This is a genomic window from Quadrisphaera sp. INWT6, from assembly GCF_015390235.1.
Lineage (GTDB): Bacteria > Actinomycetota > Actinomycetes > Actinomycetales > Quadrisphaeraceae > Quadrisphaera.
Genome location: NZ_VUOH01000001.1, coordinates 95,038 through 109,834, shown reverse-complemented (window position 1 = coordinate 109,834; position 14,797 = coordinate 95,038). Strand labels below are relative to the sequence as shown.

Genomic DNA, 14,797 nt, shown 5'->3' with positions numbered 1-14,797 from the left:
ACGCCCATGATCACCGTGATCATGGGCGTCCGCCGCCCTCTCGCAGGGTCAGAGGGTGATCTCGGCGCCCCGTGCGGCGGACTCGTAGACCGCGGTCACGATCTTCGTCATCTCCAGGCCGTGCGACGCCGGCGCCACCGACGGCTCCAGGCCGCGGGCGGCCCGCACGAACCCGTCGATCTCGTTCTGGAACGCCGGCACGATGTCGAAGCTGCGGCTGTCGACGTGCGGCACCACCTCGGTGATCGTGTCGTGCTGCTCGGTGAACAGCGTCAGCGCCGGCTCGAGCTCCGCCCCGCCCCGCTCCCCGAACAGCGCGAGCCCGATCTGCGGGCGCCCGTGCAGGGAGTACGAGACGTCGAGGTGCAGCACCGCGCCGCCCTCGAAGCGGACCACCGCACCGGCGAGGTCCTCCACGGAGTTCTTCGAGACGTCGTAGTCCGCCGACTTCCACCGCGTCAGCGACTCGATGTTGCCGCGGTTGCCGAGCCGGTCGGAGGTGTAGCCGCTGACCGCCACGGCCCTCGGCGCGCCCATGAACCACCAGGCCAGGTCGAGGAAGTGCACGCCGACGTCGATGAGCGGGCCCCCGCCGGAGATCGAGCGGTCGGCGAACCAGCCGCCGGGGTTGCCGGCCTGGCGCAGGCAGGTCGCCTTCGCGTAGTAGACGGCGCCCAGGTCACCGGCGTCGGCGAAGGTCTTGAGCACCTGCGCGTTGGGCGACCAGCGCCGGACGTACCCGACCTGCACCACGCCGTCCGAGGCCGCCTCGGCGGCCACGATCGCCTCGGCCTCGGCCACGGTGCGCGCCATCGGCTTCTCCACCAGCGCGCTGCGGCCGGAGGCGAGCACGTCGACGGCGATCGGCGAGTGCGTGTCGTTGCGGGTGCAGACCGACACGGCCTGCACGTCGGCGTCGTCCAGCAGGTCGGTGTGCGAGGCGTAGGCCCGCACCGGCTCGTGCTGCCGGCCCGACGCCGCCGCGAGAGCGGTGTGCTCCGCGGCGCGAGCCGTCGCCCGCGCCAGGTCGACGTCGGCGACCGCGACGACGCGCACGTCGGGGTTGCGCACGTACGAGCTCAGGTGCCACTCGGCGATGGACCCGCCGCCGACGACGCCGACGCCGAGAGGTGCGCCGCCAGCGGGCGGCTGAGCGGCAGCCATCACGCGGCCTCCGCCCAGAGCTGGCGCGCGTGCGCCAGGCCGGCGGCCACGGCGGCGTCGTCGTCCTCGGGGCCCTCGAACTCGATGGTGACCGGGCCGTCGAAGCCGGACGCGCGCACCTCGCGGACGATCGCGGCCAGCGGCAGGTCGCCCTCGCCGACGACCGAGCCGAGCAGGCCCGCGCCGCCCACCGTGCGCAGCCAGCCCTCGGCCGCCGGGTCGCCCGGCGGCTCCAGCTGCGGCCTGACGCGGAAGTCCTTCAGGTGCACCACCGACGCCGTCGGCAGGCTCGTGCGCACGGCGGCGAGCGGGTCGGCGTCGACGCAGAGGAAGTTGCCGACGTCGACCAGCGTGGAGAAGTTCGGCCTGTCGACGGCCGCCACCAGGGCCTGCACGCGGGCCGGGTCGTTCATGAAGAAGCCGTGGTTCTCGACCATGGTGGCCAGCCCCAGCTCGGCGGCGCGGTCGGCGACGCGCTGGCACGGGCCCACCACCAGCTCGGCCACCTCGCGGGCCTCGGCCTCGGAGCCCTCGCGCCACGCCCACGCGACGACGTCGTGCCGCACGCGCTGCACGCCCAGGCGCCGGGCCGCCTCGAGGTGGCCGAAGACGCGCTGCACCTCGGCCTCCAGGTCTCCGGCGGCGTGCGCGGAGCGGAAGTCGGCGGCGATGACGTAGCTGGTCAGCGGCAGGCCGCGCTCCGCGGCGCGGGCGGCGATCGCGTCGGTGAGGGCGGGGTCGTCGGGCAGGTCGGGCCCCCCGGCGCCGGCCTGCGCGATCTCGAGGTGGTCCGCCCCGGTGGCGGCGACCCTGTCGACGACGCCGAGCAGGTCGAGCCCTCCGGCGGCGATGGTCGAGGCATAGCTGTAGGAGCTGACGCCGAGCTGCACGGTGCGGTCCTCCATCGGATCGGGGTGTGGCGTGCCGCGACGCTAGGCGCGGTCGGGCGCCTCGCGCCAAGGGGCGGCGATCGGCCAGCCGCGAATTAACCGAAGCGCAACCTTCGGCCGTGGCGCCGCGCCGCCGGGACGTGCGTGGATGACGCCCACACCGCGGCAGGCGGACCTCGGGGCGTGCAGCGCAGCGCGCCCGCGGCTGCCCCGCGACCCGCCCCGTCGAAGGAAGCCCCGTGCCCGACAGCACCACCCCCACCACCTCACCCGCCGCACCCCCGCAGACCCGCAGGCCCCGCGTCGCCGTCCTCGGCGCGAGCCTGGAGGCCAGCACCCACTCCCCCGGGGCGACCCTCGTCGGCGACTTCGTGCGCCGCGACGGCGAGGACCTGCTCGCGGCACGCCCCTGGCTGGCGGCAGGGACGCCGCTGCGCGAGGCCGCCGACTGGGTCGGGCTGACGCACTACCGCACCTTCGCCGGAGCCCCCGTGCCCGCCGCGGACTGGGCGGAGATGACGGAGGTGCTGCTCGGCGGGCTGCGCAGCGCCCTCGAGGACGGCGCGCTCGACGGCGTCCTCTTCGACGTCCACGGAGCCATGAGCGTGGTCGGCACCGACGACCCGGAGGGAGAGCTCGCCGCCGCCGTCCGCGCCCTCGTGGGGCCGGACACCCTCGTCAGCACCGGGATGGACCTGCACGGCAACGTCTCGCCGCTGCTCGCCCGCGCCTGCGACCTGCTCACCTGCTACCGGATGGCCCCCCACGAGGACGCCGAGGAGACCAAGGAGCGGGCCGCCGCCAACCTCGTCGAGCGGCTGCTCGCGGCGCGGCGGGGCGAGGTGCCGCTGCGCCCGCTGAAGGCGCGCATCCAGGTGCCGGTGCTGCTGCCCGGGGAGAAGACCAGCACCCGCGTGGAGCCGGCGGCGTCGCTGTACGCGCTGGTCCCGCAGGTGGAGGCCCGCGACGGCGTGCTCGACGCCGGCATCTGGATCGGCTACGCCTGGGCCGACCTGCCCCGCAGCTCGGCGTGCGTGGTCGTCACCGGCGACGACGCCGCCGCCGTCACCGCGGGCGCCGAGGAGCTGGCCCGGGCGATGTGGGCGGTCCGCGACGACTTCGCGTTCGTGGCCCCCACGGGCAGCCTCGACGAGTGCCTCGACGCCGCCGCGGCGAGCGCGGCCGCCGGCGTCCGCCCCTTCGTCGTCTCCGACTCCGGCGACAACCCCACCGCGGGCGGCACCGGCGACGCCACCTGGACGCTGGCGCGCCTGCTGGAGCGGCCCGAGGTCGCCTCCGGGCGGCTCGAGGTCGTGTACGCGTCGATCCCCGACGCGGAGGGCGCCCGGGCCGCAGCCGCCGCGGGGGTCGGCGCCCGGGTGCAGCTGGAGGTCGGGGCGCGGGTCGACGACGTGCACCAGCCCCCGGTGCCCGTCGACGCCGTGGTGGAGCACGTCTGCACCGACGACCCGGTGGCCCGCACCGAGGTGGTGCTGCGCACCGGAGGGCTGCGGCTCCTGCTCACCGAGCGCCGCAAGCCGTACCACCTGGAGGGCGACTTCACCCGCAACGGGATCGACGCGCGGGCGGCCGACGTCGTCGTCGTCAAGATCGGCTACCTCGAGCCGGAGCTCTACGCCATGGCCGCCGACTGGCGCCTGGCGCTGACGCCCGGCGGGGTCGACCAGGACCTGCTTCGCCTCCCCCACGACCGGATCTCCCGCCCGATGCACCCCTACGACGCGTTCGGCGGGCCCGGCGGGGCCCCCGAGCCGGCGCTCGTGGCCGAGCTCGTCGGGCAGCTGGACGAGCAGCTCGACGGCGCCGTCGAAAGTTCGTGGCCGAAGTAAGTCGAAGGTTCTTTCGCACCCGCTCAGAACCTGCTCTCCTCTCCCCTCACCAGCACCGACGAGCACGACACCGGCGTCAGCTCGACAGCACCACCCCGCCGTCCCACCCGCCTTCGCGACCCCAGGAGCACCCCGTGGCCTCTCCGTTCCCGACCCCGTCCCGCCGCGCCGTCCTCGGTGCGGGGGGTGCCCTCGGCCTGGCCGGCCTGCTCGCCGCGTGCGGCGGCTCCTCCGGCTCGGGCAGCTCCTCCGGCGGCGGAGGCGCCTCCAGCGGCGACCTGCGCGTCTGGTTCATGAAGGACTCCGTCAGCGACACCGCCATGGAGTGGCTCAAGACCACCTTCGAGCAGCAGAACCCCGGCTCCACGCTGACCTACGAGATCCAGGTGTGGGACGGCATCGTCCCCAAGCTGCAGACGTCCCTGGCCAGCGCCGACTCCACCCCGGACATCATCGAGCTGGGCAACACCCAGGCCCCCACGTTCTGCGCCGTCGGCGCGCTGGAGGACCTGTCCGACCTCAAGGCCGACCTGGGCGGGGACCAGCTCACGCAGTCGCTGGTCGACCTGGGCTCCTTCGAGGACAAGATGTACGCCGCGCCGTTCTACGCCGGCAGCCGGATCTTCTTCTACCGCAAGGACATGTTCGAGGCCGCGGGCGTCGCCGTCCCGACCACCATCGACGAGCTGACCGCCGCCGCGACCACCCTGCAGCAGGCCAACGCCGCCACCACGGGCTTCTCGGGCCTGTACCTGCCGGGCATCAGCTGGCAGAGCTGCATCGCGTGGCTGTTCACCAACGGCGCGCTGCTCGCCTCGCAGGACGGCGACACCTGGAAGGGCGGGCTGTCGACGCCCGAGGGGCAGGCCTCGCTGACCCAGCTGCAGCAGCTGTGGAAGACCGGCTCGACGTCGGGCACCGTCACCGACTCCACCACCGCCAGCCAGCCGTTCGTGCCGTTCAACACCGGTGAGACCGCGATGTTCTTCGGCTTCAACTGGCACCTGAGCTCCATCGACAAGGCCCTGGTCGACGCCGGCAAGGTCGGGTACTTCGGCTTCCCGCCCGTGACCGCGGGCGGCGTGGGCAAGCCCTTCGCCGGCGGCTCCAACGTGGCCATCTCCGCCAGCTCCTCGAAGAAGGACCTCGCCAAGAAGGCGATGCAGCTCATCTTCGCCAAGGAGTTCCAGGAGTACTTCGCCACCGAGGGCGGCTGGGTGCCCGGCAACCTGCAGTACGCCTCCGCGCTCGGCTCCGACGAGCTCTCCACGCTGACCACCGAGGCCGTGAAGAACTCCGTCGGCACCCCGGCCGCCAAGAACTGGGCCCTGGTCGAGGGCGCCAAGACCGTCGACGACTTCTACGTCGCGATGGGCGCCGGCAAGGACCCGGTCTCGCTGGCCGCCGCGGCCGACGCCGCGATGGAGAAGGTCCTGAACGCGTCCTGACGCCGGCCTGCCACCCTCCCCCGCCACCCCCTCGCCCCCCGCCGCAGAGGAGCCCGACCGTGTCCCTCGCCCTGAGGCGACGACCGCCCGCCCGCCGCGCGGCGGTCCCCCTGAGCAGCCGCTCGGACCGGCGGCTCGCGCTCCTCCTGCTGGTCCCGGCGACGGCGACCGTGCTGCTGGCCCTCGGCTACCCGCTCGTGCGGCAGCTGGGCATGTCCTTCCAGCGCTTCGGCCTGGAGCAGCAGTTCGGTCGCCCGCCGGAGTTCGTGGGCCTGGCCAACTACCAGGCGATGCTCACCGACCCGACCTTCTGGGCGGTGCTCGGCCGCTCGGTCGGGTTCTGCCTGCTGGTCGCGGCCATCACGATGGCGGTGGGGACGGCGGGCGCGCTGCTGCTGACGGCGTGCTCGCGCCCCGTCGCCGTCGCCGTCCAGGTGGTGATGCTCCTGGCCTGGGCGATGCCGGTGCTCAGCTCGCTGCAGGTGTTCCAGTGGATGTTCGACTCGCGCTCCGGCGTCGTCGACCACACCCTGGCGGCGCTCGGCTTCGACCAGATGCTCGGGTTCAACTGGTTCGCGCAGCCCTCGACGTTCTTCGCCGTCGCAGGGCTGCTGGTCACGTGGATGAGCGTGCCGCTGGTGGTCTTCATGGTCTACGCGGCGGTCACGCAGATCGACTCCTCCGTGCTCGAGGCCGCCGCCCTCGACGGCGCCGGCCCGGCGCAGACCTTCCGGCACGTGGTGGCCCCCTCCATCGCCCCCGTGCTGGCGCTGGTGACGCTGCTGCAGATCATCTGGGACCTGCGGGTGTTCACGCAGTTCCACGTCCTGCAGTCCAACGGCGGCATCACCGAGCAGACCAACGTGCTCGGCACCTTCATCTACCAGGTGGGCCTGGCCGGCGGCGACTACGGCTCGGCGTCGGCCGCGGCCATGCTCCTGCTGCTGCTGACCCTGCTGATCGCCGCCCGCTACATCGCGCTGCTGCTCAAGGAGCCGGCATGACCACCGTCGCCCCCCCGCCCACCCCGCCCGCCGCCGGCCCGGCCACGGGCGTGCGCGCCCCCGGCCTGCGCACCGCCCCGCCCCGGCTGGGAGCCCGCCGCCCCGGCCGCCGCGGCCTGTCGGTGGTGGCCAACGCCGTCGCCGTCGTCTTCGGCCTCGCGTGGCTCTTCCCGGTGTACTGGATGCTCAACACGGCGTTCCTCACCGACCGCCAGATCCAGCAGCGCGTGCCCGTGCTCTTCCCCGTCGGGGGCACCGGCTCGCACTTCGCGCAGGTGCTCTCCTCGCCCGCGTTCTGGTCGGCGATGCGAATGAGCCTCGCCATCGCGCTGGTCGTGGTGCTGGGCGCGATGGTCTTCGGCTTCTTCGCCTCCCTCGCCCTCAGCCGCTTCCGGTTCCGCGGGCGCACCCAGCTCATCGTCGCCGTGCTGGTGGTGCAGATGATCCCGGCCGAGGCGCTGTTCATCTCGCAGTACCGGATGCTCGACGGCTGGGGCCTGCTGAACTCCGTGGCCGGCATGAGCCTGCTCTACCTCGGCGCGAGCATCCCCTTCACCATCTGGATGCTCAAGGGCTTCGTCGACGGCGTGCCCGTCGAGCTGGAGGAGGCCGCGATGCTCGACGGCTGCTCCCGCATGGGCGCGTTCCTGCGCATCACCTTCCCGCTGCTGGGCTCGGGGCTGGTGGCCTCCTCGATCTTCGCCTTCCTGGCCTCCTGGAACGAGTACACCCTCGCCCTGGTGGCCCTGACCAGCGACGACTCCCGCACCCTGCCGCTGTGGCTGACCAGCTTCAGCGGGCAGAACCAGGTCACCGACTGGGGCGCGATCATGGCCGGCTCCACGCTGATGGCCGTGCCCGTCGTCATCCTGTTCATGACGGTGCAGAAGCGCATGGCCTCCGGCCTCACGGCGGGCGCCGTCAAGTGAGCGCGGGCAGCACGGCCGCACCGGCGCGGACCGGCCGGGAGCGCTTCCCCCGCCTGGAGCTGCGCGCCGGCCGTCCGGTGGTGGCCGTCGACGTCGGCGGCACCCTCACCAAGACCGCGCTGGTCGACGCCGACGGCGAGGTCCGCGCGGTGCGCTCCGAGCCGACGGCGCTGGGCTCGGCGGACGCGCTGCTCGACCAGATCGCGCGCGCCGTCGCCGAGGCCGGCGCGGGCTCCCCCGACGCACCGCTCGACGGGCCGGTCGCGCCTGCCGCGGTCGGGGTGCACGTCCCGGGCCTGGTCGACGACACCCGCGGCGTGGTGCTCCTGGCGGAGAACCTCGGCCTGCGCGACGTGCCCCTGCGGGAGGAGCTGCGCGCCCGCACCGGCCTGCCGGTCTCCCTCGGCAACGACGCCCGCGGCGCGGGGTTCGCGGAGTTCCGCATGGGCGCGGCCCGCGGCGCGCGCACCGCCGTCGTCATCAGCATCGGCACCGGCATCGGGGCCGCCGTCGTGGTCGACGGCCACCTCCACGACGGTGACGGCTTCGGCTGCGAGCTGGGGCACATGCCGCTGCTGCTGCCCGGCCGCGACGGTCCGGCGCGCTGCGCGTGCGGCGGTGCCTCCTGCCTGGAGCAGTGGGCCTCCGCGGGGGGCGTGGCGCGCAACTACGCGCGGGCCACCGGCGTGCCCGTCACCGGGGCGCGCGAGGTCTTCGAGGCCGCCGCAGCCGGTGACGCGACCGCAGCGGCCGTGGTGGACGACGGCGTCGACGCCCTCGCCCTGGCGGTCGCGCAGCTGGCCACCGTGCTGGCGCCGGAGGTCGTGGTGGTCGCGGGCGGCCTCTCCCGCGCCGGTGACGCGCTGTTCGTGCCGCTGCGGGAGCGGGTCGAGGCGATGCTCACCTTCCACCGCCGTCCCCGCGTGGAGCCCGCCCGCTTCGGCGACGGGGCCGGCGTCATCGCCTCCGCGCTGCGCGCCGACGAGCTGCTCGAGCGCCACCGCCTCGAGGCCGCCGCGCTGGCCGGCTCCCCGGTGGACGGCGTGGACGGCGTGGACGGCGTGGACGGCGGCGGCTGGTGAGCCCGCTCTCCCCCGCGCGGTCGGTCGCCCCGCGGGCGCAGACGGCTCCGGTGCGGCCGGTGCCGACGCGCTGGGCGGCACCGGGCACCATCACCCCCGTGGGAACGGGCACGGGCGCCGGCGCGACCTCGAGGCCGGCCGGGCGCGCCGGTCAGAGCCACTCCGCGGGCGGCTCGGGCGGCACCGGCGGCTCGGGGCACCACGGCCCCCAGCGCGACGCCGAGCAGGCCGGCGGCACGTCGTCGGCCATCCTCGCGGCGGTGGCCAGCGGCGTCGCCACCGACCGCGCCACCCTCGCCCGCCGTCTCGGCCTGGCGCCGTCCACCGTCACGGTCAAGGTCGGCGAGCTCATCGCGGCGGGGGTGCTGGCCGAGGCCGGGGCCGCCTCCGCCACCGGCGGCCGCCCGGCCCGCGTGCTGCGGCTGACCCCGGGGGGCGGCTGCATCCTGGCCGCGGAGCTGGGCCGCCACCACGCCCGCATCGCCCTGCTCGACATGTCCGGCGCCCTGGTGCGCTCGGCCGACCTGGCCCTCGACGTCGCGGCCGGCCCCGAGCCGGTGCTGGAGGAGCTGGTCACCGCGTGGACCGAGCTGCGCGGGGCGATCCCCGCCGACGCCGTCCGCGCCGTGGGGGTGGCGCTGCCCGGACCGGTCTCCAGCCGGTCCGGCGCCGTCGACTCCCCCGCCGCGATGCCCGGGTGGCACCGCTTCCCCGTCGGCGCGCACCTGTCGCAGCGCCTGGGGCTGCCGGCCGTGGTGGAGAACGACGCCAACGCGATGGCGCTCGGCGAGTGCACGGCCCTGGCCACCGCCCCGCCGGCCGCCGAGGCCGACGGGACCGCCGGCGCGGGTGCACCAGCGACCGGGGGCCCGGCCAACCTGCTCTTCGTCAAGGCGGGCTCGTCGGTCGGGTGCGGCCTCGTCCTGGACGGACGGCTCTACCGCGGGGCCACGGCGCTGGCCGGTGACCTCGCGCACGTCGTCGTCGGCGCCACCGGCGACGCCCCCTGCAACTGCGGCAACCGCGGCTGCCTCGACACGGTGGTGGGCGGCTCGTACATCCTCGCCGACCTGCGCGCCCGCGGCATCGAGGCCCACCAGCCGCTCGACATCGCCCGGCTCGTCGGAGACGGCGACGCCCAGGCCACCACCCGGGTGCGGGCCGCGGGCCGCCTGCTGGGGCAGACGCTCTCGGCGGTCGTGAACTTCGTCAACCCCGACGCCGTGGTGCTGGGCGGGCTGCTGTCGACGCTGGAGCCGTTCGTGGCGGCGGTCCGCTCCCAGCTGTACGAGAACTGCCACCCGCTGGCCACCCGCGACCTGCGCATCGAGCAGAGCGCGGCGGGCGCCGACGCGGGGGTCCTGGGTGTGGGGCAGCTGGCGCTGCGCCAGGCGATCGTCGCGCTGTGACGGCCGGGCACGGAGACGGTCACCGCGTCCAGCTCGAGGTCACCGTCGACTCCCCCGCCGGGGTGCTGGCTGCGGCGGCGGGCGGGGCCGACCGCGTCGAGCTGTGCGCGGCGCTGGAGCTGGGCGGGCTGACGCCCTCGCCCGGTGCGCTGGCGCGCTGCCTGGAGGCCGCGGACGGAGCGCTCGGGGTGCACGTGCTGGTCAGGCCCCGGCCCGGGGGCTTCGTCTACGACGCCGACGAGCTGCTCACCGGCCTGCGCGACGTCGAGGCCGCTGCCGCGGCGGGGGCCGCCGGCGTGGTGGTCGGGGCGCTGCGCGACGACGGCGGCCGCCTCGCCCTCGACGGGGCGTTCCTCGCCGAGGCGGCGCAGCGGGCCCGGGCCGCGAGCCCCCTGGGCGCCGCGCTGCAGGTGGTGCTGCACCGCGCCGTCGACCAGCTGCCCTCCGTCGCCGCTGCGGTGGCGGGGCTCGCGGCGCTCGGCGTCGACAGGGTGCTGACCTCGGGTGGGGCGCCGCGCGCCGTCGACGGGCTGGCCGAGCTGGGTCGCGCGTCCGCCGCGGGCCGGGCGTGCGGGGTCGAGGTGATGGCCGGCGCCGGGGTGCGGCCGGGGCAGGTCGCGGCGCTGGTGGGGGCGGGGGTGCACGCGGTGCACCTCTCGGCCCGTCGTCCGGCTCCTCCGAGCGCCGGTGGTGGTCGGCGGGTCTCCGTCGGCACCGCCGACGACGGCGGTCACGCCGTCACCGACCCCGCCCTGGTGGCCCGGGTGCGCGCCGCCCTCGACGCCCTCCCCTGACTCCCAGGCCTCCCAGCCCCCCTCAGAACCGCAACCAGGCGCCCGACTGCGCTTCCAAGCCCCCTCAGAACCGCAACCGAGCGCCCGGCTGCGCTCCCAGGCCCCCTCAGAACCGCAACCAGGCGCCCGGCTGCGCTCCCAGACCCTGGGCCATCACCGCGCCCTCCCGACCCACGCGACGATCACGCACCTGAGCGCCACATCCCTACCGCCGCGGCTGGCGGCGTGATGTGTCGCATCCCTGGCGCGACGTGTCGGAACGGAGGTCGGGTTCCGACAGGTCGTGGCGGGGTTCCGGCACCTCGGGCCAGCAGGTGGCGCTCAGGTGCGTGATCGTCGCGGGAGGCGGCGGAGGGGCGGGTCAGCGGGGGGAGGAGGTGCGGTACCGGGCCAGCAGGCCGTGGGGCAGCTCGTCACGGGTCAGCGCGAAGGTGAGGTGGTCGCACCAGGCGCCGTCGATGTGCAGGAACCGCTCGCGCAGCCCCTCGGGCCGGAACCCCAGCTTCTCGACCACCCGCAGGCTCGCGGCGTTCTCGGGGCGGATGTTCACCTCGAGGCGGTGCAGCCCGGTGCGCAGGCAGTGGTCGGTGACCAGCGCGACCGCCGTCGGGACGTGCCCGCGCCCCGCGAGCCGCCCGTCGATCCAGTAGCCGATGTGCGCCGAGCGCATCGCGCCCCAGGTGATCCCGCCGACCGTGACCTGCCCGGCGAGCGCGCCGTCGACCTCGAGCGCGAACGGCATCGCCGTCCCCGACCCGCCCTGGCGCGAGAGCTCGCGCACCAGGCCGCCGAAGGTGCGGACCGGCGGGGTGCCGTCGGGGTCGGTGGCCTCCCAGGGGCGCAGCCAGGTGGCGTTCGCGGCGCGCACCGACCGCCACGCGGTAGCGTCGCCGCGGCGCAGGGGGCGGAGGACCAGGTCGCCGTCGCGCAGGACGGCAGGCCACCCGGGAGCGCTCACGTGCGGGGGTGGTCGCCGCCGCGGCGCTGGTCGACGGCGTGCGGGAGCACCGCGGCGAGCAGGCCGACGGCGTCGCGGCAGGCGCCCGGCGAGCCGGCGACGTTGACGACCAGCGTGCGCCCGGCCATCCCCGCCAGGCCCCGCGAGAGGACGGCGGTGGGCACGCCCCCGGCGAGACCGGTGGCGCGCAGGGCCTCGGCGATGCCGGGCACCTGGCGGTCGAGGAGCGGCGCGGTCTGCTCGGGGGTGGCGTCGTGCGGGTTGAGGCCCGTGCCGCCGGTGGTCACGACGACGTCGTACCCGGCGGCGACGGCCGCACGCAGCGCGGCGCCCACCGGGTCGCCGTCGCGGACGACCTGGGGGCCGTCGACGTCCAGCCCGGCCTCCCGCAGGCCTGCGACCAGCACCGGACCGGCGGTGTCCTCGTAGACGCCGGCCGCCGCGCGGTTGCTGACGGTGACCACCAGCGCCCTCGGCGCCGCCCCGCCCGCGGCGGGGGCGGGGTCAGCGGTGCCAGTCACCGGAGCGCCCCCCGCTCTTCGCGACCACGCGCACGCCCGTGATCTCCGCGCGCCTGTCGAGGCCCTTCACCATGTCGACCAGCGCCAGCCCGGCGACGGCGACGGCGGTGAGCGCCTCCATCTCGACGCCCGTGCGGTCGGCGGTGCGGACCGTCGCCATCAGCGCCACGCCGGGCCGTGCGGCGTCGGCGCTGACCTCGGCGACGACGTCGACGGCGTGCACCGCCACCGGGTGCGCCAGCGGCACCAGCTCGGGGGTGCGCTTGGCCGCCTGGATGCCCGCGATGCGGGCGACGGCGAGCGCGTCGCCCTTGGGCACCGTGCGGTCGAGCAGGGCCGCGACGACCTCGGCGGAGCAGACCACGAACCCCTCGGCGCGGGCCTCGCGGACCGTCACGTCCTTGGCGCTGACGTCGACCATGCGGGCGTTCCCGCCGACGTCGAGGTGCGGGAACCCCTTCTGGCTGGGCTGCTGGCCCTGCGGGCCGGGCTGGTGGCTCACGGCCGGCCCCGCTCCAGCAGGATGCAGCGCACCACGCCACCGGGCTCCACGGCGGTCGTGTCCTCGCCGGTCACGGCGAGGGCGTTGGCGCCGGCCATGCCGGCCACCAGGTGCGACCCGGGTCCGCCGGCGGGCCGCACGCGGGGGCGGCCGTCGTCGTCGCTGGTGACGACGGCGCGTGTGAACTGGCGCTTCCCCGGCGGGGACGCCCAGCCCTGGGTGGCGGTGGCCACCACCGTCGGCCGGTGCAGCTGCGACTCCCCCATGACCTTCCGCAGCGCGGGCCGCACGAAGACCTCGAAGGACACGTACGCGCTGACGGGGTTGCCCGGCAGCGTGAAGATCGGCACCGACCCGTTGGTCGACGACGTGATGCGCCCGAGCCCCTGCGGCATGCCCGGCTGCATCGCGACCTTGGTGAACTCGACGGTGCCCATCCGCGTGAGCACCTCCTTCACCACGTCGTACGCGCCGGCGCTGACGCCGCCGGAGGTGATGACCAGGTCGGCCTGGCCCAGCTGCCCCTCCAGCACGCGCAGGAGGCGCTGCGGGTCGTCGTCGACGATCCCGACCCGCGTCGCCCGCGCGCCCGCGTCGAGCGCTGCGGCCGTGAGCATCGTGGAGTTGGCGTCGACGACCTGCCCGAAGCCGGCGGGGCGTCCGGGCTCGACCAGCTCGCTGCCGGTGCTCAGCACGGCCACGCGGGGCTTCGGGAGGACCTTCACCCGCTCGCGGCCGGCGGCCGCCAGCAGTGCGACGTGGCGGACGGTGAGCCGGGTGCCCGAGGGCACCAGGGTGGCGCCGGGGCGCACGTCCTCGCCGGCGCGGCGCACGTGCTGGCCGTCGCGTGCGGCGCGGCGCACGAGCACCGTGGCCACGCCGCCGTCGGTGTCCTCGACGGCGACGACGGCGGTGGCCCCCGGCGGCACCGGGGCGCCGGTCATGATGCGCGCCGCGGCGCCGGCGGCCAGCGGGGTGACCTCGCGGACGCCGGCGGGCAGGTCGGCCACGACCGGCAGCGAGACCGGCGCCTCCGGGGAGGCGCCGGCCACGTCAGCCGCGCGGAGCGCGTACCCGTCCATGGCGGAGCCGTCGAAGGCCGGCAGGGACGACGTCGCGACGACGTCCTCGGCCAGGACGCAGTCGACGGCGTCGAGCAGGGCGGTCTCGACGGGGGCGAGGGGGGAGACGGCAGCCAGGCACGCAGCCAGGTGCTCCTCGACCGTGCGCATCGGCTCTGCTCAGGCCTTCGCTGACGGGGCGTCGGGGCGGGCGTGGGTCGGCTGCTCGGTGTCGAAGCCCGAGGCCACCCACTCGCCCAGCCAGGCGTTGAACTCGGCGCCGACGTCCTCGCGGCCCGACGCCAGGCGCACGACCGTCTTGAGGTAGTCGAGCTTGTCGCCGGTGTCGTAGCGGCGGCCGCGGAACACGACGCCGCGCAACCCGCCGCCGGCCTCCGCCGGCATGCCCGCGAGGGTCTCGAGGGCGTCGGTCAGCTGGATCTCGCCGCCCTTGCCGGGGGCGGTGTTCTCGAGCACCTCGAAGACGGCCGGGCTGAGCACGTAGCGGCCGATGACGGCGAGGTTGCTGGGCGCGTCGGCCGGGTCCGGCTTCTCGACCATGCCCTTCAGGCGCACCACGTCGTCGTCGCCCTCGCTGGCCTCGTCGGGGGCCAGGTCCGCGCAGCCGTACATGTTGACGGTCTCCTGCGGCACCTCCAGCAGCGCCACGACGGAGCCGCCGTAGGTCTGCTGCACCTCGACCAGGCGGGCGAGCAGCGCGTCGCGCTCGTCGATGAGGTCGTCGCCGAGCAGGACGGCGAAGGGCTCGTCGCCCACGTGGTGCTTGCCGGCCAGGACGGCGTGCCCGAGGCCCTTGGCCTCGTGCTGGCGCACGTAGTGGACGTCGGCGAGCTCGGTGCTCCGGTGGACGAGCGCGAGCTTCGTGGAGTCGCCCTTGGCCGCGAGGTTGGCCTCCAGCTCGGGGACGACGTCGAAGTGGTCCTCCAGCGGGCGCTTGGTGCGGCCCACGACCATGAGCACGTCGGTGATGCCGGCGGACACGGCCTCCTCCACCACGTACTGGATGGCGGGCTTGTCGACGACCGGGAGCATCTCCTTCGGCGTCGACTTGGTGAAGGGCAGGAAGCGCGTGCCGAGTCCCGCTGCGGGGACGACGGCCTTGCGGACTGCGCGGGACTGCGGACCAGCAGGGCTCATGGGCCACGAGGCTATCGGGCGGGCGCT

At 75.6% G+C, this 14,797-nt stretch carries 14 protein-coding genes; 7 read left to right on the top strand and 7 right to left on the bottom strand.

Annotation, left to right across the window (positions count from 1 at the left end):
• Window positions 1-48 precede the first annotated feature (48 nt).
• Window positions 49-1,164: a Gfo/Idh/MocA family protein gene (locus F1641_RS00435; protein ID WP_194903250.1), complete on the bottom strand. Its 1,116-nt coding sequence runs from the start codon at window positions 1,162-1,164 to the stop codon at window positions 49-51.
• Window positions 1,164-2,069: a sugar phosphate isomerase/epimerase gene (locus tag F1641_RS00430; protein ID WP_194902543.1), complete on the bottom strand. Its 906-nt coding sequence runs from the start codon at window positions 2,067-2,069 to the stop codon at window positions 1,164-1,166. The genes F1641_RS00435 and F1641_RS00430 overlap by 1 nt, the downstream gene beginning before the upstream one ends.
• A gap of 224 nt (window positions 2,070-2,293) precedes the next feature.
• Here F1641_RS00430 and F1641_RS00425 point away from each other — a divergent pair, with 224 nt between their 5' ends.
• The 7 genes from F1641_RS00425 to F1641_RS00395 all read left to right on the top strand — a co-directional run bounded on the left by F1641_RS00425 (window position 2,294) and on the right by F1641_RS00395 (window position 10,570).
• On the top strand, window positions 2,294-3,904 hold the full coding sequence (locus tag F1641_RS00425; protein WP_194902542.1) for a M81 family metallopeptidase: 1,611 nt from the start codon (window positions 2,294-2,296) through the stop codon (window positions 3,902-3,904).
• A 134-nt stretch (window positions 3,905-4,038) separates the two neighbouring features.
• Window positions 4,039-5,352, top strand: coding sequence for an extracellular solute-binding protein (locus tag F1641_RS00420; RefSeq protein WP_194902541.1), 1,314 nt, complete (start codon window positions 4,039-4,041; stop codon window positions 5,350-5,352).
• Window positions 5,353-5,411: 59 nt separating this feature from the next.
• The gene (locus tag F1641_RS00415; RefSeq protein WP_206690350.1) at window positions 5,412-6,356 is read left to right on the top strand and encodes a carbohydrate ABC transporter permease; all 945 of its coding nucleotides are present in this window, start codon (window positions 5,412-5,414) and stop codon (window positions 6,354-6,356) included.
• A complete protein-coding gene (locus F1641_RS00410; protein ID WP_194902540.1) occupies window positions 6,353-7,285 on the top strand; it encodes a carbohydrate ABC transporter permease in 933 nt (310 codons plus the stop codon). The genes F1641_RS00415 and F1641_RS00410 overlap by 4 nt, the downstream gene beginning before the upstream one ends.
• A complete protein-coding gene (locus F1641_RS00405) occupies window positions 7,282-8,367 on the top strand; it encodes an ROK family protein (protein WP_206690349.1) in 1,086 nt (361 codons plus the stop codon). The genes F1641_RS00410 and F1641_RS00405 overlap by 4 nt, the downstream gene beginning before the upstream one ends.
• A 98-nt stretch (window positions 8,368-8,465) precedes the next feature.
• The gene (locus tag F1641_RS00400) at window positions 8,466-9,776 is read left to right on the top strand and encodes an ROK family transcriptional regulator (RefSeq protein WP_194902539.1); all 1,311 of its coding nucleotides are present in this window, start codon (window positions 8,466-8,468) and stop codon (window positions 9,774-9,776) included.
• Entirely contained in the window at window positions 9,773-10,570 is a 798-nt protein-coding gene (locus F1641_RS00395) for a copper homeostasis protein CutC (RefSeq protein WP_194902538.1), read from the top strand. Before F1641_RS00400 ends, F1641_RS00395 begins: the two co-directional genes overlap by 4 nt.
• A gap of 361 nt (window positions 10,571-10,931) precedes the next feature.
• Here F1641_RS00395 and F1641_RS00390 read toward each other — a convergent pair whose 3' ends face one another.
• Genes F1641_RS00390 through galU form a run of 5 tightly spaced genes read right to left on the bottom strand, consistent with a single transcriptional unit; the run spans window position 10,932 to window position 14,770 of the window.
• On the bottom strand, window positions 10,932-11,528 hold the full coding sequence (locus tag F1641_RS00390) for a GNAT family N-acetyltransferase (protein ID WP_194902537.1): 597 nt from the start codon (window positions 11,526-11,528) through the stop codon (window positions 10,932-10,934).
• The gene (locus tag F1641_RS00385; RefSeq protein ID WP_194902536.1) at window positions 11,525-12,049 is read right to left on the bottom strand and encodes a molybdenum cofactor biosynthesis protein B; all 525 of its coding nucleotides are present in this window, start codon (window positions 12,047-12,049) and stop codon (window positions 11,525-11,527) included. The genes F1641_RS00390 and F1641_RS00385 overlap by 4 nt, the downstream gene beginning before the upstream one ends.
• Complete coding sequence (moaC, locus tag F1641_RS00380) at window positions 12,033-12,551, bottom strand: cyclic pyranopterin monophosphate synthase MoaC (RefSeq protein ID WP_194902535.1); 519 nt, start codon at window positions 12,549-12,551, stop codon at window positions 12,033-12,035. The genes F1641_RS00385 and moaC overlap by 17 nt, the downstream gene beginning before the upstream one ends.
• Entirely contained in the window at window positions 12,548-13,783 is a 1,236-nt protein-coding gene (gene glp / locus F1641_RS00375; RefSeq protein ID WP_194902534.1) for a gephyrin-like molybdotransferase Glp, read from the bottom strand. Before glp ends, moaC begins: the two co-directional genes overlap by 4 nt.
• A 9-nt stretch (window positions 13,784-13,792) precedes the next feature.
• Window positions 13,793-14,770 carry a UTP--glucose-1-phosphate uridylyltransferase GalU gene (gene galU, locus F1641_RS00370; protein WP_194902533.1) on the bottom strand — a complete coding sequence of 326 codons (978 nt, stop codon included), beginning with the start codon at window positions 14,768-14,770 and terminating at the stop codon, window positions 13,793-13,795.
• Window positions 14,771-14,797 lie beyond the last annotated feature (27 nt).

Coding starts and splice junctions, on each gene's coding strand:
- F1641_RS00410 (WP_194902540.1), top strand. CDS start 6,353: ATGACCACCGTCGCCCCCCCGCCCACCCCGCCCGCCGCCGGCCCGGCC.
- glp (WP_194902534.1), bottom strand. CDS start 13,783: ATGCGCACGGTCGAGGAGCACCTGGCTGCGTGCCTGGCTGCCGTCTCC.
- F1641_RS00435 (WP_194903250.1), bottom strand. CDS start 1,164: ATGGCTGCCGCTCAGCCGCCCGCTGGCGGCGCACCTCTCGGCGTCGGC.
- F1641_RS00430 (WP_194902543.1), bottom strand. CDS start 2,069: ATGGAGGACCGCACCGTGCAGCTCGGCGTCAGCTCCTACAGCTATGCC.
- galU (WP_194902533.1), bottom strand. CDS start 14,770: ATGAGCCCTGCTGGTCCGCAGTCCCGCGCAGTCCGCAAGGCCGTCGTC.